This window comes from Mesonia sp. HuA40 (assembly GCF_008017835.1).
Taxonomy (GTDB): domain Bacteria; phylum Bacteroidota; class Bacteroidia; order Flavobacteriales; family Flavobacteriaceae; genus Mesonia.
The window spans coordinates 131062-152704 of the sequence record NZ_VRLT01000026.1 but is presented as its reverse complement, the minus strand read 5'-3'; the positions used below and the strand labels follow the sequence as shown (position 1 = coordinate 152704).

Below are 21643 nucleotides of genomic sequence, written 5' to 3'. Positions count from 1 at the left end.
ACATAGCCTTCAGGTAAGTATGCTGTCGCATTAAAATGTAATGTAGAAAATATAGAAACCTAAATTTTAGTCATTCAATAAAAATTATATAATCCTTAAAAAATAAAATGCTTCCCAATAAGAGAAGCATTTTATATGTTGAATTTTAAGTATAATTAACTTAAAGCAGCCTTAATTTGTTGTATAGCCTGTGTAATTTCTTTTTCGCTGGCGGCATAAGAAAGACGTATACAGTTAGCATCTCCAAAAGCTTCACCCGTTACGGTAGCAACTTCGGCTTCTTCTAAAAGGTACATGCTTAAATCGGTGGCATTGTTGATTGTTTTTCCGCGGAAGCTTTTTCCATACAATTCCGAGACATCGGGAAAAACATAAAAAGCACCTTGTGGCGCGTTGCATTTAAAACCGGGAACATCGCTTAATAAATCTAAAATAAGTTTTCTACGTTCTTTAAACGTATCAATCATAAAAGAAATTTTGCTCACAGGAGCTTCTAGTGCGGCAATAGTTGCGCGTTGGGCAATACAATTGGCTCCGCTAGTAAACTGTCCTTGAATCTTGTTACAAGCTCGCGCTATATAGGAGGGAGCTCCGATATAGCCAATTCGCCAACCGGTCATCGCAAAAGCTTTGGAAACCCCATTAACGGTTACCGTGCGTTCATACATATCGTCAAAAGCGGCCATAGAGGCGTGCCTATTGGCTGTAAAATTAATGTGTTCGTAAATTTCATCGCTCACTATAATAATATCTGGATGTTTTTGAAGCACATCGGCTAGGGCTCTTAATTCTTCTTTACTGTACAACATACCGCTAGGATTGCAAGGAGAACTAAACCACAACATTTTGGTTTTGGGTGTAATGGCTTTTTCAAGCTGTTGTGGAGTCATTTTGAAATCTGTTTCGATAGTAGTTGGTACTTCTACAGGCACTCCTTCGGCAATTTTCACAATATCCTTGTAGCTCACCCAATACGGGCAGGGTAAAATAACTTCATCTCCTGGGTTGATACAAACCATGGCTACATTGGCTAAAGATTGTTTTGCCCCTGTAGATACAACAATCTGCGATTTGTCATAGTTGAGGTTGTTATCGCGTTTGAACTTGTTGATAATCGCTTGTTTTAAATCATCGTAACCATCAACTGGGGTATATTTATTATAATTATCATTGATGGCTGCAATAGCAGCATCTTTAATAAATTCTGGTGTATTAAAGTCGGGTTCGCCTAAGCTAAGGCTGATTATATTTTTACCTTCCGCTCTAAGCTCACGTCCTTTGGCCGCCATGGCTAAGGTTGCACTTGTCTCTAACCGGTTGATTCTGTCTGATAGCTTATTCATAGCAATAGGATTAAGTTAGGGCTATTTTTGGTTTGGCCCCCATTTCTTTTAAATGTTTAAAGTGAGCAACTATAGCTGCTCGTGTTGTTTTATATTCGTGGTAAGGCAACTCGCACTCTTGCGCTGTCTGCTTTACAATTTTAGCAATTTTATCGTAATGAATATGGCTGATATGTGGAAATATGTGGTGCTCAATTTGGTGATTTAAGCCGCCAGTAAACCAGTTTATGATTCTATTTTTAGTAGCAAAATTTACAGTGGTAAATAATTGATGAATCGCCCAAGTATTTTTTAAGTTTCCTTTTTCATCGGGCAAAGGCATTTCTGTATTTTCTACTACGTGTGCTAGTTGAAAAACAATACTTAAAATTAGTCCAGCGGTATAGTGCATGATAAAAAAGCCTAAAAGAATTTTCCACCAAGCAATACTCAAAACCAACATAGGTATAACAATCCAAATGGCAATATATAAGGCTTTGGTTATAGCTAAGGTGCTCCATTGCCATATAGGATTAGGCATTTTTCCATAACTTAATTTTTTCTTTAAATAGCGATGTGTTTGTTTGAAGTCTGTTGTTAATACCCAGTTAAAGGTTAGCAATCCGTAAAGAAAAACTGAATAATAATGTTGAAACTTATGAAATCTATGCCATTTACTGTGTTTGCTAAATCTGATAATGCGACCGGCTTCTAAATCTTCGTCGTGGCCGTGCACATTGGTGTAGGTGTGGTGCAATACATTGTGCTGTACCTGCCAGTTGTATACGTTGCCAGCTAAAATATACATACTACTCCCCATAATTTTATTAATCCATTTTTTGGAAGAGTAAGAACCATGGTTAGCATCGTGCATCACATTCATACCTACGCCTGCCATTCCTATGCCCATAATTATTGTGAGCAAAAGCATCCACCATTGGGAGATGTCTAAGGTTAACATTATAAAGTAAGGACTTAAAAACAGGCTAAACATGATTATAGTCTTAAGGTGGAGTTTCCAGTTACCCGTTTTATTAATGTTGTTTTCTTTGAAATAGGTGTTTACTCGCTTATTTAACGTCCTAAAAAACTTATTGGTGTCAATGCGAGAAAATTTTACAGTGTTGTTTTTCATTTAAAAATAATATAAGTTTCAAATTTAAACATTTCTATGCGTAAAATCGTTCTTTGTTATAGGGCAATTTTATGAGAAATGTCAAGGTTGATAAAAATAAGTATTTTAGCAGGTAAATATCAATTTTCACTTAAATAAATTGTTTTATGATTCCTGCTATATCATTGTTTGTCATTGTTAGTTTATCTGCCTTAATTACGCGTGTTGCAGCAATTGCTTTGGCGCATACTGGCTTATCTACAGAAGTTGCGCGTTTTCAAGCACGTTCTGCTTATACAGGTACGGGTTTTACTACTTCTGAAACCGAAAAAATCATGAATTTCCCAGTGCGTAGAAAAATCATTCATAGCCTAATGTTAATAGGGAATGCGGGTATTGTGACCACAATGTCTACATTAATATTAACCTTTGTTTTACCTAATAGCACCAGTAACCTGCTGTGGGGTTTATTCATAATTATAGTGGGTATGGCGATAATTTGGTGGGCGGTTCAAAGTCCTTGGGTTGATAAATACCTTTCTAAGGTTATTGGTAAGGCCTTAAAAAAGTACACTAGCATTGAAGTGAAAGATTATGCATCTATATTACATTTAGCCGAGGATTATCGAATTACGGAATTACGGGTAGATGAAGACTCTTGGTTGACTAATAAATCGCTTAACCAATTGGCTCTGCGTAAAGAGGGTATTATTGTTTTGGGTATTAAACGTAAAGACGGTCAATATTTAGGATCTCCTAACGGAAGTTCTCTCGTAAAAACAGGTGATTTATTAACCATGTACGGAAAGGAGGAAGTGTTTCTTAATTTAAATCAGCGTAAGCGTAATTTAGTGGGAGAGTTAGAACATCAAGAGCAAATGCGCAAAGAAGCAAATAATTAATTTTACTTTACGGATGGCTTATACGATTCTTATTATATTTGCATAAAATTGTAACGTGGAATTAATCAAGCATTATTTTCCTGATTTAAGTCAGGATCAAATAGATAAGTTTACTCAACTAAACGAATTATACCAAGATTGGAATCAAAAAATTAATGTGGTTTCAAGAAAAGATATAGACGAGATATATCTAAGACACGTTTTACATTCTTTGGGTATTGCTAAAATTCAAGGTTTTAAGCCAGGTGCTAAAATTATGGATGTTGGTACAGGAGGTGGTTTTCCTGGGGTTCCTTTAGCAATACTTTTTCCTGAAACAAGCTTTCATTTGGTAGATAGTATAGGTAAAAAAATAAAGGTGGTTAATGAAGTGGTAGAAGGCCTTGGTCTAGAAAATGTACGCAGCAGCAATTGCCGAGTAGAAGAAGTAAATGAGCAGTATGATTTTATTGTGAGTAGGGCGGTAGCTCAAATGGATACTTTTGTGCGTTGGGTAAAAGGTAAAATTGCCAAACGCCAGCAACATGAGTTGAAAAACGGAATTCTTTATCTTAAAGGTGGTGATCTTTCTGAGGAACTTGCGGTATATGAAACGGCAAAGATTTATGATTTAAAAGATTACTTTGAAGAAGATTTTTTTGAGACGAAAAGCGTAGTGCATTTGCCAATGAAATATAAAGCTTTGTAGATAAAACTAATTCATAAAAAAAAATCCGCTTGTAAGCGGATTTTTTTTGGTTGGATTATACCCTTTTATTCTCCTAAGAATGGATATCTGTAATCTGTTGGTGGAACAAAGGTTTCCTTGATAAGACGTGGTGAAACCCAACGCAATAAGTTAAGCTTAGATCCTGCTTTATCATTGGTTCCACTAGCTCGAGCACCACCAAATGGCTGTCTGCCCACTACGGCTCCAGTTGGTTTGTCGTTAATATAGAAGTTTCCAGCAGCATTCTGTAAAATATCTGTAGCAAGACTAGCGGCATATCTATCTTTAGACAAAATGGCTCCGGTAAGTGCGTAAATACTTGTTTCGTTTACCAAATGTAGGGTTTCTTCGTATTTTTCATCTTCATACACATAGATGGTTACTACTGGGCCAAATAACTCAGTTTCCATGGTCGTGTACTTTGGATTTGTGGTAAGTATTACCGTTGGTTCAATGAAATACCCTTTAGATTTGTCATAACCACCTCCCATAATAACTTCGGCATCTTTATCTTGCTTGGCTTGATCGATATAGCTGGCTAGTTTATCAAATGATTTTTCGTCTATAACAGCGGTAATAAAATTACTCATGTCTTCTGGAGATCCCATTTTGAATGATTTTAAATCTTCTTCAACATAAGATTTTACTTCATTCCATATAGAGTTGGGGATGTAGCAACGCGAGGCTGCACTACATTTTTGGCCTTGAAACTCAAATGCACCTCTTGAGATAGCTGTTGATACTTCTTTTGGGTTGGCCGAAGGGTGTGCTACAATAAAATCTTTTCCTCCTGTTTCACCTACAATACGTGGGTAAGTTTTATAATTATTTATGTTTTTACCAATTTCAGCCCAAATGTTTTGGAAAACACCAGTACTTCCTGTGAAATGTACTCCAGCGAAATCTGGACTCTTAAGTACAGTATCGGTGATCATGGCTGGGTCACCCATTACCATATTGATTACACCATCAGGGACTCCAGCTTCTTGAAACACTTCCATAAGTACTTGAGCAGAGAACATTTGTGTAGATGAGGGTTTCCAAACTACTACATTACCCATTAAAGCGGCAGAAGAAGGTAAGTTACCTGCAATAGCTGTAAAATTGAATGGAGTAATTGCATAAACAAATCCTTCTAATGGTCTATATTCTACACGGTTCCATGCCTTTTCATCAGATTCTGGTTGCTCATCATAGATTTGAGTCATATACTCTACGTTAAAACGTAAGAAGTCTATAATTTCACAAGCAGAGTCAATTTCGGCTTGATAAATGTTCTTTGACTGCCCAATCATTGTGGCGGCGTTAAGTCTTTGCCTGTAGGGGCCAGCGATTAAATCGGCCGCTTTAAGAAATACCGCAGCTCGTTGTTCCCAAGGTAATTTAGCCCACTTTTCACGAGCTTTTAATGCTTCTTCAATTGCAGTTTCAATATGACTTTTTTCAGCCATATGAAAAACACCTAAATCATGTTTGTGATCATGCGGGGGGTGCATATTTCTTGTTTTTCCCGTTTTAATTTGTTGGTTACCTATATATAATGGGATATCCATTTTTTGGTTGAACATCTCTTTGTAAGTTGCCAATGCTTCTTCTCTTTCTGGGGTTCCTGGCGCGTATGATTTTACGGGCTCATTTACCGCTGGAGGAACGTGAAAAAATCCTTTTCCCATAGTATTTTTAATTTTTAATTCTTGAATATTTTAAAGGCCTAAAGGTAACAAAATTAATGTAGGAAAGAATAGAAAAAGTCAACCGATTTTCAATCGCCTAAATTATTTTAAAATAAAGATAATGAAGTTGTTAGTGTTTAATTTAAAGCGAAAGGTGCACTAAGCTTAAAGGTGGGTATATGTACCTTAAATTTTTTGGTAGATGTAAAATTGATCATGTTGTAAAATCCGCTCATTGAGCCAAAGGGAGAGGTGAGTAGGCACCCACTACTATAAGTGTGAGATTCACCAGGCTTTAAAACAGGTTTTTTACCAATAACCCCTTCGCCTTTTACAATTTCATCTGGACTAAGGGCATCTTTAATTTTCCAGAATCTGGAGTTGAGTTGCACCGAGTCGTTGCTCTGGTTTTCAATGGTTATTTGATAAACAAAAGCAAAGTTAACCTTGTGGTTTTTAAGGAATACACCTTCAAAACTAGTTTTAACTGATATTTTTATACCTTTTGTTATTTGCTGAATCATTGTAAATTACATCTTGATAATGTCAAAATTAATTTGATAAATATAGCCAAAAATTATAGGAAAAAATAGCTTATGTAAAATTTTAATATTTTATTGACCTCTCAGCATTTTTGTTGTGTTTGAAATAAGAATTTTTTATAATAATATTAGGTGAGAGTTCGATTAATTGCTGATGTTGCGGCTGTTAGCCGAGCCCACGCCTATAATTCTGTCATAACGCCCACCTATGGGGCGGTAATAAACTAGAATGGTGTACTGGTTTTCGGTTTCATCAAAGTTTCCGCTAAAATACCCAAGATCAATGCTGCCATCTTTGTTTTTGAGTACATATTTATAATTGTAAAAACCTTGTTTCATCAAATACTTGAGCGTGTAGGCATCTTGTTTTTTGTCGTAAGTTAAACGAGTAGAATTGTCTAATTGGTAGTTGTTAAAATTTCCGTAAAGGTGAATTTCTCCTCCATTAAGTGGTTCGTAATTAAATAGCTTAAAATGCACCCAAGTGTATTCTGCTTCTATGTCTGGGTTATTTCCTTGAATGGTGTTGATCTTGAAGTGGCCATTTATATCTGGATTGTAAGTATACGGATCGTATTTTCTAACCTTATCGCCAAATAGGTAGGTGTTGTAAATATCGATAAGTGCCGTACGTTGAATATTCATTGTAGAAGCGCGAATGTCTTTGTTTTCAAAAAAAAGAAATTCATTTCCTCCCCAAAAAGCGCTTTCGTCATCGTAGCGGTAAATCAATTCATTGCCTAAAGTGTATTGAGGTTTAAGGTTGTAGATGGCTCTTTTTGTATTGTTGTTGGGAATGATTAAAGTTTTAAGGTTGGCCGCAGGATTTTGTATCAAAATATCATCCTGACCATTAATAGTAAAGTTTAAGACTTGTTTTTCATTAATGTATTTTAAATTGCGCGTACGTTTTACCTCTGCTTTTACCAAGGCTATATTTTCGTAAACCATAAATTTTCTGGAGAAAACAACCTCTCTTTGACTGTTTAAAATACTTAGTAGATAATTGCCACTTACTTTGAGCCCTTTCGTGATGTTGTTGGGTATTTGAAGATTATAATGGGTATAAATTTGCAGGGTGTTAAATGAATCTTCAAAATTTAAAATACGGGTGTCATCAAAACCGTTTAAAATTTCTGTTTTAGCTAGCTCAGATGGCGTCCAGTCAAAATTAAAATGTTCTAACTTGTAAAAATAATCGGCATTATCTCCTATAAGGTCATCAAAGCTTAGCTGTATAGTTGATCCTAGTTCTACAATTGGGGTTCCTCCAAACTCGTCTTGGCCTTTAAACTCAATGCTTCTTATGTATTCTGGGGGTGCTGTTTCTGCTACTTGCGCGCTAAAAATTTGGAAACAAAAAAGTAGGAATAAGGTGTTTAGGATTTTCATACCATTAAAATAAAGGTAAATATAAGCAAATGGTCTGCCAAGCTTTAAAAGTATTGGTCTGAATATTTGTAATTTAGAATAATTATAAATAATATAATATACTCGCAATCATACGGTCAAGAAGATAATTAAATTGCTAAATTTGCAATCGCAAATATTAACTTATAATTTAGGATTATGTCAAAAGGCATTAAGGTTAAAAAGGGATTGGATTTGCGTTTGGTAGGAGAGGCCTCTAAAGAGTTGGTTTCTGCCCGCGAATCTAAGACCTATGTTATTAAACCATCGGATTTTCATTTGGTGGTTCCTAAAATGATTGTAAAAGAAGGTGGGAGACTTAAAAAGGGTGATCCCATTTTTTATGCTAAAGGTAATGAGGACTTAAAAGTTCTTTCACCCGTTAGCGGTACACTTACCAAAATAGAGCGTGGAGCAAAACGCGTTATTTTAAGAATATTCATAGAGGCAGATGCGCAACAAGAAGAGACCGTATATAGTACGGTGAATATTTCTTCAGCAAAACCAGAGGAAATTAAGAAAGCTTGGTTGCAGGGTGGTTGTTGGCCATTTATAATGCAGCGTCCTTATGATGTGATCGCCAATCAAGGAACTACTCCAAGAGATATTTTTATTTCAGGATTTTCTACCGCTCCATTAGCGGCCGATGTTGACTTTGTACTTCAAGGTAAAGAAAAAGAGGTGCAAGCTGCATTAACAGCTTTGTCAAAATTAACTTCAGGAAAAGTTCATGTCGGTGTAAATTCAACGAGTGGTTTGTTTACCGCAATGAAAGATATTGAATTACATCAAGTGAGTGGGCCGCATCCTGCTGGAAATGTAGGGACTCAAATCAATAAGTTATCTCCTGTAAATAAAGGAGAAACAGTGTGGACGATAGCACCACAACATTTAGCGATTATGGGTGAGATGCTTTTGACAGGGAAATACAATCCAGAACGAATAGTTGCCTTTGTAGGTTCGAGTTTAGAGCGTCCTAAGTATTTTAAAACAAAAATTGGGGCAGAGTTAGATCCTGTAATTCAAGAAATTGGTTTAAAAGAAAAGAATGTTCGCGTTATAAATGGAGATGTGTTAACCGGCGATCAAGCTGAAAAACAAGGTGGGCATTTAGGTTTTGCCAATTCAGTTGTAACGGTTATTCCTGAAGGCGATGATTATGAGTTCTTTGGTTGGAACAAACCGGTTTTTGATAAGATATCAACTTCAAGAGCGCTTACTTTTTCTTGGTTAAACCCAAAGAAAAAATATGAACTAACAACCAATACCAACGGTGAGCATAGAGCTTTTGTACTTACAGGTAATTACGAGGAAGTTTTTCCTTTAGATATTTACCCGTTACAAACCTTAAAAGCTTGTATGGTTAAAGACTTAGACCAAATGGAAGCCTTGGGTATGTATGAAGTGGCGCCAGAAGATTTCGCATTAACAGAGTTTATTTGCGTGTCTAAACAACCACATCAGCAAATTATAAGAGAAGGTTTAGATTTAATGTATAAAGAAATAGGATAAGGTTATGGGATTGAAAGAAAACTTACATAAGCTTAAAATGAAATATGAAGGCAAAAAAATGGCGCCTGCCTTTAATGCACTTCATACATTTTTGTACTTACCCAATATGATTACAAAGGGAGGTACCCATATTAAAGCAGCCGATGATTTAAAAAGAACAATGAATACGGTTATTTTAGCCTTAGTTCCTTGTTTGATTTTTGGTATGTTTAATGCAGGATTCCAGCATTATGCAGCTATTAACGGCATGCCAGAGGATATGTCTTTCTTTAGTACTGCTTTTTGGAATATGGATAACTTTTTATTAGGGCTAGTAACCGTTCTTCCATTGGTGATTGTATCTTATGGAGTAGGTTTAGCTATAGAGTTTTTATTCGCAGTAATAAAAGGTCATGAGGTAGAAGAAGGGTATTTGGTAACAGGAATGCTAGTGCCACTAATTGTACCTATTGATATACCATTATGGATGCTAGCTGTAGCAGTTGCCTTTGGTGTAGTAATAGGAAAAGAGGTTTTTGGAGGAACAGGGATGAATATTCTTAACCCTGCTTTAACCATTAGAGCCTTTTTATTCTTTGCTTATCCTACTTGGATGAGTGGAGATAAAGTGTGGGTTCACGAAGCGGTTGAACGGGCAGGTACTCCAGACGCAATTTCGGGAGAAACTATCTTGGGTAGCTATGCACAAAATAGTGATGTGATGTACTCTTTACAAGATATGTTCTTTGGTTTTATTCCTGGTTCGGTAGGAGAAACTTCTAAACTTTTAATTGTTATAGGAGCTTTATTTTTAATTTTTACCAAAGTAGGAAGTTGGAGAATAATCTTAAGTACGCTTATCGGAGCCCTTGTTATGGGACTTATTTTTAATGGCGTAGTTGATGCCGGATGGATTCAAGAAGGTTCTAAGTTCTATGGATTAATGAGTGTGCCTTTCTGGCAACACCTTATTATAGGTAGTATCTTATTTGGGGCTGTTTATATGGCAACCGACCCAGTAAGTGCAGCACAAACCAATAAAGGAAAATGGATTTACGGATTTTTAATCGGTTTCATTTCGATTCTTATCCGTGTATTTAATCCAGCTTATCCAGAAGGAGTGTTCTTGGCTATTTTATTGATGAACGTATTTGCTCCTACCATAGATCACTACGTGATTCAAGGAAATATCAATAAACGCAAAAAACGTCTAAAAGTTAAAACAGCATAATAATGGCTATTAATACAGATAAAAATAGTTATACCATCATTTTTGCAATTGTGATGGTAGTTATAGTAGGAAGTTTGCTAGCTGGTTTTGCCAATGGTTTAAAACCAATGATTAAAGCAAATGAACGATATGAAAAACAACAAAACATACTTTATGCTTTGGGTGTGAACAACAACGAAGGTGCTAATGATGTTGTTTTTATTGGTACCGATCAAGTTGAAGAAGAATTTGAAAAATATATTACTAAGCAATTGGTAATTCAAGGAGATCAAGTAACCGAAGATGATCAAGCTTATTTAATTGACATCAGTAAAGAGGAAAATAAGGCAAAAAAGGCTGATTACCAAAGAAGACTTCCCTTGTTTGTTGCCAATTTAGAGGGCGAAGAGCTTTATGTTATGCCAGTTAGAGGTAAAGGACTTTGGGATGCCATTTGGGGATATGTAGCTGTTGATAAAAGCATGACCGTAAAAGGTGTTTATTTTGACCATAAAGGAGAAACACCTGGTTTAGGGGCCGAGATTAAACAACGCTACTTTATGGATGATTTTACGGGTGAGAAGTTCTTACACGGAGGAGCCTTCAAAGGTATAGAAGTTGCCAAAGGTAACAACGACCCTAAAAATCAAGATAAATCAGATAATGAGGTAGATGCCTTGGCGGGTGCAACCATCACAGGAGATGGTGTAAGCGCAATGCTAAGAAAAGATATCAAACTTTATGTGCCTTATTTTAAAACTTTAAACAACTAAAATTATGGGACTTTTATCTAGAAAAGACGCAAAGTTAATTACAGACCCATTAGCAGATAATAACCCCATTACCATTCAGGTTTTAGGTATTTGTTCTGCATTAGCTATTACCGCTCAGTTAAAGCCATCAATTGTTATGGCAATTTCAGTACTGTTTGTAATGGGAGTGGGTAACGTAGTGATTTCGTTATTACGGAATTTAATTCCTTCTAAAATTAGAATTATTGTACAATTAATCGTTGTAGCTACATTAGTAATTATTGTAGATCAAGTGCTTAAAGCTTTTGCTTACTCACTAAGTAAAGAACTTTCTGTATTTATTGGATTAATTATTACCAACTGTATTATTATGGGACGATTTGAGGCTTTTGCTTTAGGAAACGGACCTTGGAAATCCTTTCTTGATGGAATAGGTAATGCAGCGGGTTATGGTCTAATCTTAGTAATTGTTGGTTTTTTTAGAGAATTATTAGGATCGGGTACTTTATTTGGTTTCCAGGTATTAGGAGACCCTGTAGAGAAAACAGGCCTTTATGCAATAGGCTATGAAAATAATGGTTTTATGGTATTGCCTCCAATGGCACTTATCGTTGTAGGAATTATTATTTGGGTTCAACGCAGTAGAAATAAAGATTTAATAGAAGAGAATTAATAATTCGTTACGCGAATAATTCAGTAAAAAATTTATTATGGAACATTTAGAATTATTTTTTAAATCCATTTTCGTAGATAATATGGTATTTGCCTATTTCTTGGGAATGTGTTCTTACCTAGCTGTATCTAAAAAAGTAAGTACAGCAGTAGGTTTGGGGGCTGCGGTAATATTTGTATTAACCGTAACCGTACCTTTAAACTGGTTACTAGACCAGTATATTCTTCAAGAAGGGGCACTCACTTGGTTGGGCCCAGAATATGCAGATTATGACTTGAGTTTCTTATCGTTTATTTTATTTATTGCGACCATTGCAACTATGGTTCAATTGGTAGAAATTATTGTGGAGAAATTTTCACCTTCACTTTATAACTCTTTGGGTATTTTCTTGCCCTTAATTGCAGTAAACTGTGCGATTTTAGGAGGTTCATTATTTATGCAATCTAGAGATATTGCTTCTATAGATTTAGCTTTAAACTATGGTTTTAGTAGCGGTATCGGTTGGTTCTTGGCTATTGTGGCTATTGCTGCAATTCGTGAAAAAATTAGATACAGCAACGTTCCCGCTCCACTGCGTGGTCTTGGAATTACTTTTATCATTACTGGTTTAATGGCCATAGGCTTTATGAGTTTTGGTGGTATGTTAACTGGTGGTGATGAAGAAACTACCTCTTTAGAACCAAGTCAAGAAAATAGTGTAGGTATGCTGGAAGAAGAAAAAGGAAATACTAACCCAACTGCTGAAACCTTAGTGGTGTCAGATTTAAACAACCAAGAATAGTATGTTTTTAGCAAGTACAATTGGCGTAGTAGTTGCCACCGTAGTAGCTTTTTTAGTTTTAATTCTACTGCTTGTCGCATTACTACTTTTTACAAAACAAAAATTATCGCCTTCTGGTCCGGTTACTATAACCATTAATGATGAGAAGAAGATAGAGGTAGATTCTGGAGGAACCTTATTGTCTACCTTGGGTAAAGAAAAAATATTTTTACCATCTGCCTGTGGTGGTGGTGGAACTTGTATACAATGCGAATGCCACGTTTTAGAGGGTGGTGGTGAAGCCCTGCCTACTGAGACCCCTCACTTTACTCGAAAAGAATTGCAAGAAGGGGCAAGACTCTCTTGCCAAGTAAAGGTAAAACAAGATATGAATATCCATATACCAGAAGAGGTGTTTGGAATTAAGAAATGGGAAGCAACCGTAGTGCGTAACTACAATGTAGCCTCGTTTATTAAGGAGTTTGTAGTGGAGATTCCTGAAGATATGAATTATAAAGCTGGCGGGTATATTCAAATTGAGATTCCTCCTTGTGAAGTCAATTATAAAGATATTGATATCACAGCTCACCCAGAAGAGCATGAGACGCCAGACAAGTTCCAAGAGGAGTGGGATAAGTTTGGATTATGGCCATTGGTGATGAAAAATACAGAAACCGTAGAAAGAGCTTACTCTATGGCTTCTTACCCAGCCGAAGGTAGAGAAATTATGCTTAACGTGCGTATTGCTACGCCACCTTGGGATCGTGCCAAAAATCAATGGATGAATGTAAATCCTGGTGTGGCTTCAAGTTACATTTTTAACTGTAAAAAAGGAGATAAAGTAACTATATCTGGCCCTTACGGAGAATTCTTTATCAATGAATCTGAAGCAGAAATGCTTTATGTAGGTGGTGGAGCCGGTATGGCACCTATGCGATCGCATTTATATCACCTTTTCAAAACCTTAAAAACAGGAAGAAAAGTAACTTATTGGTACGGTGGTAGATCTAAACGAGAGTTATTCTACATTGAGCATTTTAGAGAACTAGAGCGTGAATTTCCAAATTTTAAATTTTACTTAGCCTTGTCTGAACCTTTAGAGGAAGATAATTGGAAGGTAAAAGAAGATATTCATTCTGAAGGGGACGGTTTTGTAGGATTTATTCACCAAGTGGTGATTGATCAATACCTAACAAAACATGATGAGCCAGAAGAAATTGAATTGTATTTCTGTGGACCTCCATTAATGAACCAAGCGGTTCAAAAAATGGGAGAAGACTTCGGTATTCCAGATGAGAATATCAGATTTGATGATTTTGGTGGATAAACCATCATTAATAATGTTTAAAAAGCCTTTTCATTTTAATGAAAAGGCTTTTTTTATACCAGAAGGCTAGTCTTCTTCGGTTGATAATCTAATAGTTCTTCAATGCGAAGTAAATTAGGTTGCTTATCAAGTTGACATAAATACTTGATCACCGCTTCTAGACCATAAAACAAATCATCTTGATTATAACTACCATTTCTACTTGAATTATACTTTAGTTTTTTTAAGAATATTACTTCTATATTAAGCAATTCTTGAGGAGTGAAGCCGGCATATTTGCGTCCGAGTACCTGATGTACTTTTCCTACATAATTCAAATTACCTTTTCCTATATTATCGCTGAAACCAGCCCAGAAATCAGCTTGATTTAAGATATTGCCCACCGCACATTTACAGTGGCAATTGGGGTGTAATTCTCCCTTGTGAAAAGCAATGTATAATTTACTTATCGCTTTCTCTGTTCTTTTCTTAAATGCCATTTTATTCTTTTTCTTTTAAGATAAATAAAAATCATAAAAACTTGATAATTAGAAAGTTGATTTAACATTTTCTTTTTTTTGGTTCAAGTTTATACATTGTGTAAAATATAGTATTTTTGAACTATGAAAGAAGAGCTAACAGAACAAGAACTGCATCAACTTGCTATGAACATAGTAGGTGAAGATTTAGAAAAACAAGGATTTGAATTTTTAGCTGTTAATTCTAAATTGAAAAAGAATCCACAATTTGTTGTTCAAAAGGAAAAACAAATGAGCTTTGTGGTTGTTCGGGCAATTTGTCACCCAAAAAAAGTTTCTGAAATGGATAAGGAGCTTATGCAAAAAGTAAAAGATCACGCTCTAAAGTTTGAGGCCGACACTTATTATGCACCTGTTGGTCTTGGGCATGGTGATGACTTTGAACAACCCGTGGTAAAAGATGAAGCATATAGTTTGCTTTATCCTGGTATAAAAAAAGTATGAGGCATATATATTTATTTTTGATTTGCTTGTTTGTCGCTTGTCAAGCACCACAGCAAGAAGAATTTATCATTTCTGGAGATGCTTTCGGCACTCGATACTACATCAATACACAAAAAAAATCAATAGAAAAATCTCAAATTGATAGCATTATAAATCGAGTTAATCAATCGGTTAGTACTTATTTGGAAACTAGCGATATTTCACGCGTGAATGCAGGAGATAGCACAATAGTTGTTGATTTTATCTTTTCGGATGTATTGCAGCTTTCTAAAACTATTTATAAAGAAACCGATGGTTTTTTTGATCCCACTGTAGGGGCCCTAAGAAATGCCTACGGATTTGGAACCAGTCCGGCTTTAAACGACCTTTCGCAACATACAATAGATTCTTTGTTGATGTTAACCGGTTTAGAAAAAATAAGCTTAACAAAACAAAATCAAATCCGTAAAGTAAATCCCAATATCTATATTGATTTTAATGCTATTGCCAAAGGCTACGGTATTGACCTCATAGCTGAATTTTTGAACAAACAAGGCATTGAAAATTATTTGGTTGAGCTTGGCGGTGAAATTGTTACACGTGGCCAAAACCTGCATAAAAATGCCGATTGGATAGTTGGAGTGGAAGGGATAGATTCTGATTTAGAGAATAGGAGCTATCAATATAAACTCAAACTTAAAAATGAAGCCTTAGCCTCTTCTGGCAATTACCGTAAATTTTGGGTAGATAGCCTTAGCGGAAAAAAATACGTGCATACTATAAATCCTAGAACTGGTCAAGCAACAACCACGAAAGTGACCAGCGCATCAATAATCGCAACGACTTGCGCCAAGGCTGATGCGTATGCTACAAGTGTGATGGCTATGGGAAAAAAGAAAACACTATCTTTTCTTAAGGAGGAGAACGGTATAAAAGCTGCTTACTTCACTTATATCGATAGCTTAGGCAAACAAAGGGAGTATATGACCCAATCGTTTAAAGAACGCTTGGTGAATTGATTATTTATAGACAATGGGCAATATCTCGTTGGGATCTACGCAGAATCTCTGTATTTCGCCAATGCTTAATTGCTGCGCATAGTGAACAGGTTTTACCTTGAATCCTACCTTAGACAATCTGTCAAAATAATCTTTACCGTAAATACGAACATGATCATATTGACCAAAAATTTCAGCTCTCTTTTTCGGGTCGGTTATTGTGTCATCTTCAAAAGTTGCTTCTCTCTGAACATCTTGTGGTACTTGAAGAATAGCAAAGCCACCGGTTTTTAAAACACGATATATTTCTTTCATCGCTTTATTATCATCGGGAATATGTTCTAGTACGTGATTACAAAAAATAACTTCAAAGTGATCATCCGGAAACGGTAGGTTACATATATCGGCTTTAACATCCGCTAGGGGAGACTCTAAATCGGTTGTCGTGTAATTTAAATGCGGTAATTTTCTAAATCGATGATAAAAGGCCTGCTCGGGAGCCACGTGCAACATTTTTCGAGGCAAACTAAAAAAATCAGTTTCACGTTTGAGGTAAAGCCAAAGTAATCTGTGGCGTTCTAAAGATAATGTAGATGGCGATAAAACATTTGCTCGGGTTTTTCCATATCCATATGGTAAAAATCGTCTGAATGATTTACCATCTATGGGATCTGTAAAGGTCGAGCCTTTTAAAAGAATACTCAAAAACGGCCGGGCTACATAACTTGCTTTGATAAGTAGCGGTCTAGGGACGTTATTGAGTATCCATTTAATCATTGTTTTTTAGGCTTTGGTGCTATTAGTTACTTTTTTAAATTCGTTTTCTTCGTCACTACTAATACCTAAGGCTTCATAAATATAGTCAAAGGTAGATAATAACTGTGGCTTACCATCTACTAAGGCCACATCATGCTCAAAGTGAGCACTAGGCAATCCGTCTTTGGTAAGTATGGTCCAGCCATCTTTTAATTGAATAATCCTTTTACTCCCCATATTTATCATAGGCTCAATAGCCACAACCATTCCTTCTACAAATTTTTTGCCGCGTCCTCTTCTTCCATAGTTAGGCATCTCCGGGTCTTCGTGCATGGTTTTTCCTATTCCATGACCTACCAATTCGCGTACTACGCCATACCCGTGTTTTTCTGCATAGTTTTGAATCGCATAGCCTACATCGCCAACGCGATTGCCTATTTTGAATTCTCTTATGCCTTGGTATAGCGACTCTTTAGTTACTTGCAGTAATTTTTCGACCTCTGGGCTTACTTCACCTACTTTAAACGTGTAAGCGTGATCGCCATAATAACCATTTTTTACGGCTCCGCAATCTATAGAAATGATGTCACCTTCCTTCAAAGGCTCGTCATTGGGTATTCCATGAACTACTTGAGCATTGGGACTCATACAAAGTGTATTTGGGAAATCATATAAGCCCAAAAATCCTGGTACAGCATCTTGAGAACGAATATACTCTTCTGCTATTTTATCTAATTGTAAGGTGGTTACACCGGGCTTTACGTAATCTGCTAGTACACCAAGTGTTCTGGAAACCACTAAGGCACTTTCACGCATTAACTCAATTTCTTCTATGCTTTTTGGTATAATCATATTTTATTTCTTTAAAAAAGAAAACCATCCTTTATTTGTTTTACGGTGTTGTGGTTTTTCTTTGAATAATAATTGATAAATTTCTCCCCAGCCTAAAAAGCCTCCTATATTTCTGTCATCTATAAATAAGTCGGCATTTATTTTTCGGCTTACAACAGCATCGTATTCCTCTTCAGGAAAACTTTGGTTAACCGCATAAAAAGTGAGACCGTTTTTCTCACAAAAATCTACCGCTTCCTGTAATTCTCTACCATAGCGATAGGTCCATAAAATCAATCGATGTCCTTTTTTTTGTAGTTTTTTTAAGGTTTCAAAGGCAAACATTTTAGGTTTGCCTATTCCAGGGTATTTATTTTCTACAATGGTGCCATCAAAATCAACGGCTATGATAAGCGATTTACTGTTGCTCATTATTTTAGTGATAAGGAGTGTAGTTTTGTTGGGTAACGATTTGAATGACGTCTTTAATAAAATTCTCATTAGGTCTTTCAACGTATCGGCCTGTTTCTTCTCCGGTTTTTTTATTGATAAAAATGAATGTAGGCACATACCTGATGTTGAATTTCTGCTCTATACCCTCACTTGTTTTTTTCATCCGGTTAACCGCATAAATTTTAAAATTTTCTGAATCAAAGTCAACTTCGTCGAGTAATTTTATAAGTTTAGGGTACTCTCTCTTACTATCTGGGCACCAAGTTCCAATAAAACCAATAATTTCATATTTCTTAAGGTGCTTTTTAAGTGTTTTCTTTTCAGTTTCGCTAAGTTCAAAATTTGTATATCCAGCTTCAAACCATGCCTTATGTTTTGAACGTTTAATGTCTTCTACCTCAAAATCACCAGTAAAAGCATAATTGTTTAAGTCTTTATAACTAGTCGCTTCTGTTTGAGTTTCTTGAATTGTATTCTTTGTAGCGGTTCCACAAGACCAAAGAGCAAGCGAAACTACAAGAAGGAAGATTGTTTTTTTCATGGTGTTAATAGTGATTGTTGCGTCATTAATTCGGGTTTGTCTAATTGCATTAAGTCTAGAATAGTAGGAGCTATATCTCCCAAAATGCCGTCTTTTAATTTTTTTGATTTATTTGAAATAAGAATGCAAGGTACAGGGTTGGTAGTATGTGAGGTGTTCGGACTTCCATCCTCATTTTTCATTTTTTCACAATTCCCATGATCGGCAAGTACCAATATGTGGTAATTTTCTTTGGCAGCCTCTATTATCTTACCCATACAGGTGTCTACTGTTTCACAGGCTTTAATAGCCGCTGGCAGACTTCCCGTATGACCTACCATATCTGGATTGGCAAAATTAATGCAAAAGAAATCGATATCATTTTCTTGTATACGGTCTACTAAACTTTCAGTTAACTCAGGGGCACTCATTTCGGGTTTGAGGTCATAGGTTGCAACTTGGGGAGAGTTTACCAGTATGCGTTCCTCTCCAGGGAATGGTGTTTCTCGTCCTCCAGAGAAGAAAAAAGTAACATGCGGATATTTTTCTGTTTCGGCCGCTCGCACTTGCGTTTTTCCCATAAAAGAAAGTGCCTCACCCAGTGTGGCCTTTATATGGCCTTTTGAAAAAACTACATTAATATTTTTAAAATTATCATCATATTGAGTCATCGTTACATAATACAAGGGCAAAGGCTTCAAGTCATATTCACGATTTTCTTCTTGAGATAAAACTTGGGTCAGTTGTCTACCGCGATCGGTTCTAAAGTTAAAAAAAATAACTACATCACCTTCCTGAATGCGTGTTTCTGTGTTGTGCGCTAAGAAATGAGGTTCTAAAAATTCATCGGTGATATCATTTTTATAACTTTGATCTATTGCGCTAAGAATGTCACGTGTTAAATGGCCTTTCCCGTGCACCAATAAATCATAGGCTTTTTTTATACGATCCCAACGTTTATCTCTGTCCATTGCATAATATCGCCCAATCACAGAGGCTAATAAAGAGTTCGTTTTCTCAAGAGTGGCTTCTAAGTCCTGAATGTAAGATTTAGCTGAATGCGGATCGACATCTCGTCCATCGGTAAAGGCGTGTACCCGTTTTCGTGTTACGCCAAAACTATGGGCAGCTTCTAATAATCCTTTTAAATGATTGATATGCGAATGAACGCCGCCATCACTTAGCAAACCTAAAAAATGAATGGATTTATCATTTTTTACGGCGTAATCAAAAGCTTGCTCAAGAACAGGCTCATCAAGAAGAGATTTATTCGCTACGGCTTTGTTTATTTTGGCTAAATCTTGATATACAATTCTTCCTGCTCCAAGGTTAAGGTGACCTACCTCGCTATTACCCATTTGGCCCGATGGCAATCCTACGTGTTCCCCATCTGTCCTTATATTTGACGTAGGATAGTTTTTTACTAAATGGTCAAAGAAAGGGGTTTTAGCCTGTTCAATTGCAGAAACATTTGCATCCTGCGTTTGGCCCCATCCATCTAAAATGAGTAAAATAGCTTTTTCTGACATAGTTGATGAAATTTTTATACAAATTTACATAACATATATTCTAATACACTAATTATTGAAGTAAAATCAATCGGGTAGGAGTAATTCATTTACTCCTAGAACGTGCGTTTTGATGTACTGGGTGAGCAAATCAGAGCTTAACATTTCAAAACCGCTGATGTCTTTTCTATTTAGATAAAATTTAAACAAATCAATTTTTAGAAACTCGCTTAAATAAGCTTTACTCAAAGGTTGATAAGAATAATGCCAAGGTTCATAAGAAAAGCCAGTACGCTTTGTTTCGTTGGGGTAGGTAAGCACCCAATGGTATTTTTGGCTATGTTCATTCATCCAGCATTTTAAAGAATGATAAACACCATGGGTTTCATAGTTTTTTTGAATTAAAATTTCTTTAGGGAAGGGTTTAGTGGCATCAACGATATCAATTTCTGTTCCCCAATGATGACGAGAAGTGCCGGGTAAAGTGGAGTATTCGAGTATACGATGAATACTTGCTTCTTTGGATAGACCTTGATTAGTAAGCTGATTGTATTTATTATTCCAAATACTTTTCTGTCTATTAAAGCTTCGGTAGCTAGATACGGCTTGGATTAATATTCCTGCTTTTCTAGCTTCTTTTTTCATACGCATAAAATCAAGATGAGCTTGCTTTCTGAGCATATGCTTACTGCCCACTAAAAGTGGCTTGCGTAAACCCAAAAGTTCTTGACTGTCTATTAACTGGCTATAAGTGATGAATGGTAAATTAGAGCTACCTGCCAATGCTATACTAGTTTTTATAAAATCACGTCTATTCAAATCAAAATACTTTTTACATTTTGTAATGCTCACCCACATCCTTAATGGTGAATATGTTGCTTGTTATTTCTGTATCAAATTTCAAATAAAACGGCACAGCATTTACACGGGCATTCCACCAAACTTTTTCGACCTTTTGTTGCTTGCAGTGATTTAAAATATGTTGCATTAAAAAATGACCTGCTCCCGTTCTTTGGTACTTTTTGCAAACCGCCATACCCCGTAGTTGATAACATTTACCTGTTTTATAGAAGGCACTATCAGATACTAACAAAGTAGCGACACCAATAAGTTGATTTTTTGAAAAAACCCCAAAATGAAGGCTTTCTTTACTCAAATCACCCTCAAATATACAATCTTGTTGACCTAATTTTGGTCTTAGAACTTCTTGCCTAATAGGTAAAACTGCTTTGGCTGGTATGAATTTAACCTGCATTTAAGCTTTTAATTTTTGGTATTCTTCGTTCTGTTCAAATTTTACCTCGGCAAAGGGGCAAAGCGGATCTATTTTTAGCTGATTTTCTTGTGCAAAACGAACGGCTTTTTCTAAAAGTTTAGAAGCAAACCCCTGACCTTCATGTCCTTTTTTTGTTTCAGTGTTATCAATAACAATTATATTTTGACCTTTTTTAAAATAAGAAAGTTCTGCAAGAACTCCCTTGTCACTCGGCATATAAAAAACCCCATTGGTTTCGTTTTCTCTGTGTTTAATTTTTTGCTCCATATTTATATTATTTAAAACCTTCTAGTTAAGATTTCGTTTTGGTTACACTACTTTTGGTGGTATAAAATTAATTTTTTCTTTTGCAAAGTCAAAATCTTATGTATATTTGCCCCACTTGCGGGAGTAGCTCAGTTGGTAGAGCGTCAGCCTTCCAAGCTGAATGTCGCCAGTTCGAACCTGGTCTCCCGCTCTTAATTAAATCCGCTTT

24 protein-coding genes and 1 tRNA gene are annotated in these 21643 nt (G+C 36.0%); 11 read left to right on the top strand and 14 right to left on the bottom strand.

Features of this window, described 5'->3' with window-relative positions; genetic code table 11:
- Positions 1-155: 155 nt before the first annotated feature.
- Together FT993_RS04930 and FT993_RS04925 are read right to left on the bottom strand one after the other, a co-directional pair.
- The gene (locus tag FT993_RS04930) at positions 156-1343 is read right to left on the bottom strand and encodes a pyridoxal phosphate-dependent aminotransferase (RefSeq protein WP_147861430.1); all 1188 of its coding nucleotides are present in this window, start codon (positions 1341-1343) and stop codon (positions 156-158) included.
- 10 nt (positions 1344-1353) lie between these two features.
- A complete protein-coding gene (locus FT993_RS04925) occupies positions 1354-2457 on the bottom strand; it encodes an acyl-CoA desaturase (protein ID WP_147861429.1) in 1104 nt (367 codons plus the stop codon).
- A gap of 146 nt (positions 2458-2603) precedes the next feature.
- Between FT993_RS04925 and FT993_RS04920 the strand changes: the two genes are divergently transcribed.
- Positions 2604-3338 (top strand): TrkA C-terminal domain-containing protein, encoded by a 735-nt coding sequence (locus tag FT993_RS04920; protein WP_147861428.1) that lies wholly within the window; start codon positions 2604-2606, stop codon positions 3336-3338.
- Positions 3339-3393: 55 nt separating this feature from the next.
- Positions 3394-4026 carry a 16S rRNA (guanine(527)-N(7))-methyltransferase RsmG gene (gene rsmG / locus FT993_RS04915; protein ID WP_147861427.1) on the top strand — a complete coding sequence of 211 codons (633 nt, stop codon included), beginning with the start codon at positions 3394-3396 and terminating at the stop codon, positions 4024-4026.
- 65 nt (positions 4027-4091) lie between these two features.
- Here rsmG and pruA read toward each other — a convergent pair whose 3' ends face one another.
- The 3 genes from pruA to FT993_RS04900 form a co-directional block, all read right to left on the bottom strand.
- Positions 4092-5720, bottom strand: coding sequence for an L-glutamate gamma-semialdehyde dehydrogenase (pruA, locus tag FT993_RS04910; RefSeq protein ID WP_147861426.1), 1629 nt, complete (start codon positions 5718-5720; stop codon positions 4092-4094).
- Between the two features lie 137 nt (positions 5721-5857).
- Complete coding sequence (apaG, locus tag FT993_RS04905; protein WP_147861425.1) at positions 5858-6244, bottom strand: Co2+/Mg2+ efflux protein ApaG; 387 nt, start codon at positions 6242-6244, stop codon at positions 5858-5860.
- Positions 6245-6406: 162 nt separating this feature from the next.
- Positions 6407-7654, bottom strand: coding sequence for a DUF5103 domain-containing protein (locus FT993_RS04900; RefSeq protein ID WP_147861424.1), 1248 nt, complete (start codon positions 7652-7654; stop codon positions 6407-6409).
- Between the two features lie 177 nt (positions 7655-7831).
- On the opposite strand from FT993_RS04900, the gene FT993_RS04895 reads away from it, so the two are divergent.
- The 6 genes from FT993_RS04895 to nqrF are packed head-to-tail and all read left to right on the top strand — an operon-like array spanning position 7832 to position 13885.
- Positions 7832-9184, top strand: coding sequence for a Na(+)-translocating NADH-quinone reductase subunit A (locus FT993_RS04895; protein WP_147861423.1), 1353 nt, complete (start codon positions 7832-7834; stop codon positions 9182-9184).
- A gap of 4 nt (positions 9185-9188) precedes the next feature.
- Positions 9189-10394, top strand: a complete 1206-nt coding sequence (locus tag FT993_RS04890) for an NADH:ubiquinone reductase (Na(+)-transporting) subunit B (RefSeq protein WP_147861422.1) — start codon at positions 9189-9191, stop codon at positions 10392-10394.
- A gap of 2 nt (positions 10395-10396) precedes the next feature.
- Complete coding sequence (locus FT993_RS04885) at positions 10397-11146, top strand: Na(+)-translocating NADH-quinone reductase subunit C (RefSeq protein WP_147861421.1); 750 nt, start codon at positions 10397-10399, stop codon at positions 11144-11146.
- Between the two features lie 4 nt (positions 11147-11150).
- Positions 11151-11798, top strand: coding sequence for an NADH:ubiquinone reductase (Na(+)-transporting) subunit D (locus FT993_RS04880; RefSeq protein ID WP_147861420.1), 648 nt, complete (start codon positions 11151-11153; stop codon positions 11796-11798).
- A 37-nt stretch (positions 11799-11835) separates the two neighbouring features.
- Positions 11836-12579: an NADH:ubiquinone reductase (Na(+)-transporting) subunit E gene (gene nqrE, locus FT993_RS04875; protein ID WP_147861419.1), complete on the top strand. Its 744-nt coding sequence runs from the start codon at positions 11836-11838 to the stop codon at positions 12577-12579.
- 1 nt (position 12580) lies between these two features.
- Positions 12581-13885, top strand: coding sequence for an NADH:ubiquinone reductase (Na(+)-transporting) subunit F (gene nqrF / locus FT993_RS04870; RefSeq protein WP_147861418.1), 1305 nt, complete (start codon positions 12581-12583; stop codon positions 13883-13885).
- 53 nt (positions 13886-13938) lie between these two features.
- Here the strand turns inward: nqrF and FT993_RS04865 are convergent, their stop codons facing one another.
- Positions 13939-14364 (bottom strand): Na(+)-translocating NADH-quinone reductase subunit F, encoded by a 426-nt coding sequence (locus FT993_RS04865; protein ID WP_147861417.1) that lies wholly within the window; start codon positions 14362-14364, stop codon positions 13939-13941.
- Between the two features lie 123 nt (positions 14365-14487).
- Between FT993_RS04865 and FT993_RS04860 the strand changes: the two genes are divergently transcribed.
- Together FT993_RS04860 and FT993_RS04855 are read left to right on the top strand one after the other, a co-directional pair.
- Positions 14488-14847 (top strand): Na(+)-translocating NADH-quinone reductase subunit F, encoded by a 360-nt coding sequence (locus FT993_RS04860; RefSeq protein ID WP_147861416.1) that lies wholly within the window; start codon positions 14488-14490, stop codon positions 14845-14847.
- Positions 14844-15845 (top strand): FAD:protein FMN transferase, encoded by a 1002-nt coding sequence (locus FT993_RS04855; RefSeq protein ID WP_147861415.1) that lies wholly within the window; start codon positions 14844-14846, stop codon positions 15843-15845. Before FT993_RS04860 ends, FT993_RS04855 begins: the two co-directional genes overlap by 4 nt.
- Here FT993_RS04855 and FT993_RS04850 read toward each other — a convergent pair whose 3' ends face one another.
- The 8 genes from FT993_RS04850 to FT993_RS04815 form a co-directional block, all read right to left on the bottom strand.
- On the bottom strand, positions 15846-16601 hold the full coding sequence (locus FT993_RS04850; RefSeq protein WP_147861414.1) for a class I SAM-dependent methyltransferase: 756 nt from the start codon (positions 16599-16601) through the stop codon (positions 15846-15848).
- A gap of 6 nt (positions 16602-16607) precedes the next feature.
- A complete protein-coding gene (gene map / locus FT993_RS04845) occupies positions 16608-17432 on the bottom strand; it encodes a type I methionyl aminopeptidase (RefSeq protein ID WP_147861413.1) in 825 nt (274 codons plus the stop codon).
- A gap of 3 nt (positions 17433-17435) precedes the next feature.
- On the bottom strand, positions 17436-17843 hold the full coding sequence (locus tag FT993_RS04840) for a BT0820 family HAD-type phosphatase (protein WP_147861412.1): 408 nt from the start codon (positions 17841-17843) through the stop codon (positions 17436-17438).
- A 4-nt stretch (positions 17844-17847) separates the two neighbouring features.
- Positions 17848-18405 (bottom strand): thioredoxin family protein, encoded by a 558-nt coding sequence (locus FT993_RS04835; protein WP_147861411.1) that lies wholly within the window; start codon positions 18403-18405, stop codon positions 17848-17850.
- Positions 18402-19913 (bottom strand): 2,3-bisphosphoglycerate-independent phosphoglycerate mutase, encoded by a 1512-nt coding sequence (gene gpmI / locus FT993_RS04830; RefSeq protein WP_147861410.1) that lies wholly within the window; start codon positions 19911-19913, stop codon positions 18402-18404. The genes FT993_RS04835 and gpmI overlap by 4 nt, the downstream gene beginning before the upstream one ends.
- A 66-nt stretch (positions 19914-19979) precedes the next feature.
- A complete protein-coding gene (locus FT993_RS04825; RefSeq protein ID WP_187240755.1) occupies positions 19980-20711 on the bottom strand; it encodes a M15 family metallopeptidase in 732 nt (243 codons plus the stop codon).
- A gap of 13 nt (positions 20712-20724) precedes the next feature.
- Positions 20725-21147, bottom strand: a complete 423-nt coding sequence (locus tag FT993_RS04820; RefSeq protein WP_147861408.1) for a GNAT family N-acetyltransferase — start codon at positions 21145-21147, stop codon at positions 20725-20727.
- Positions 21148-21435: a GNAT family N-acetyltransferase gene (locus tag FT993_RS04815; RefSeq protein ID WP_147861407.1), complete on the bottom strand. Its 288-nt coding sequence runs from the start codon at positions 21433-21435 to the stop codon at positions 21148-21150.
- Positions 21436-21552: 117 nt separating this feature from the next.
- Here FT993_RS04815 and FT993_RS04810 point away from each other — a divergent pair.
- Positions 21553-21625, top strand: a tRNA-Gly gene (locus FT993_RS04810).
- Positions 21626-21643 lie beyond the last annotated feature (18 nt).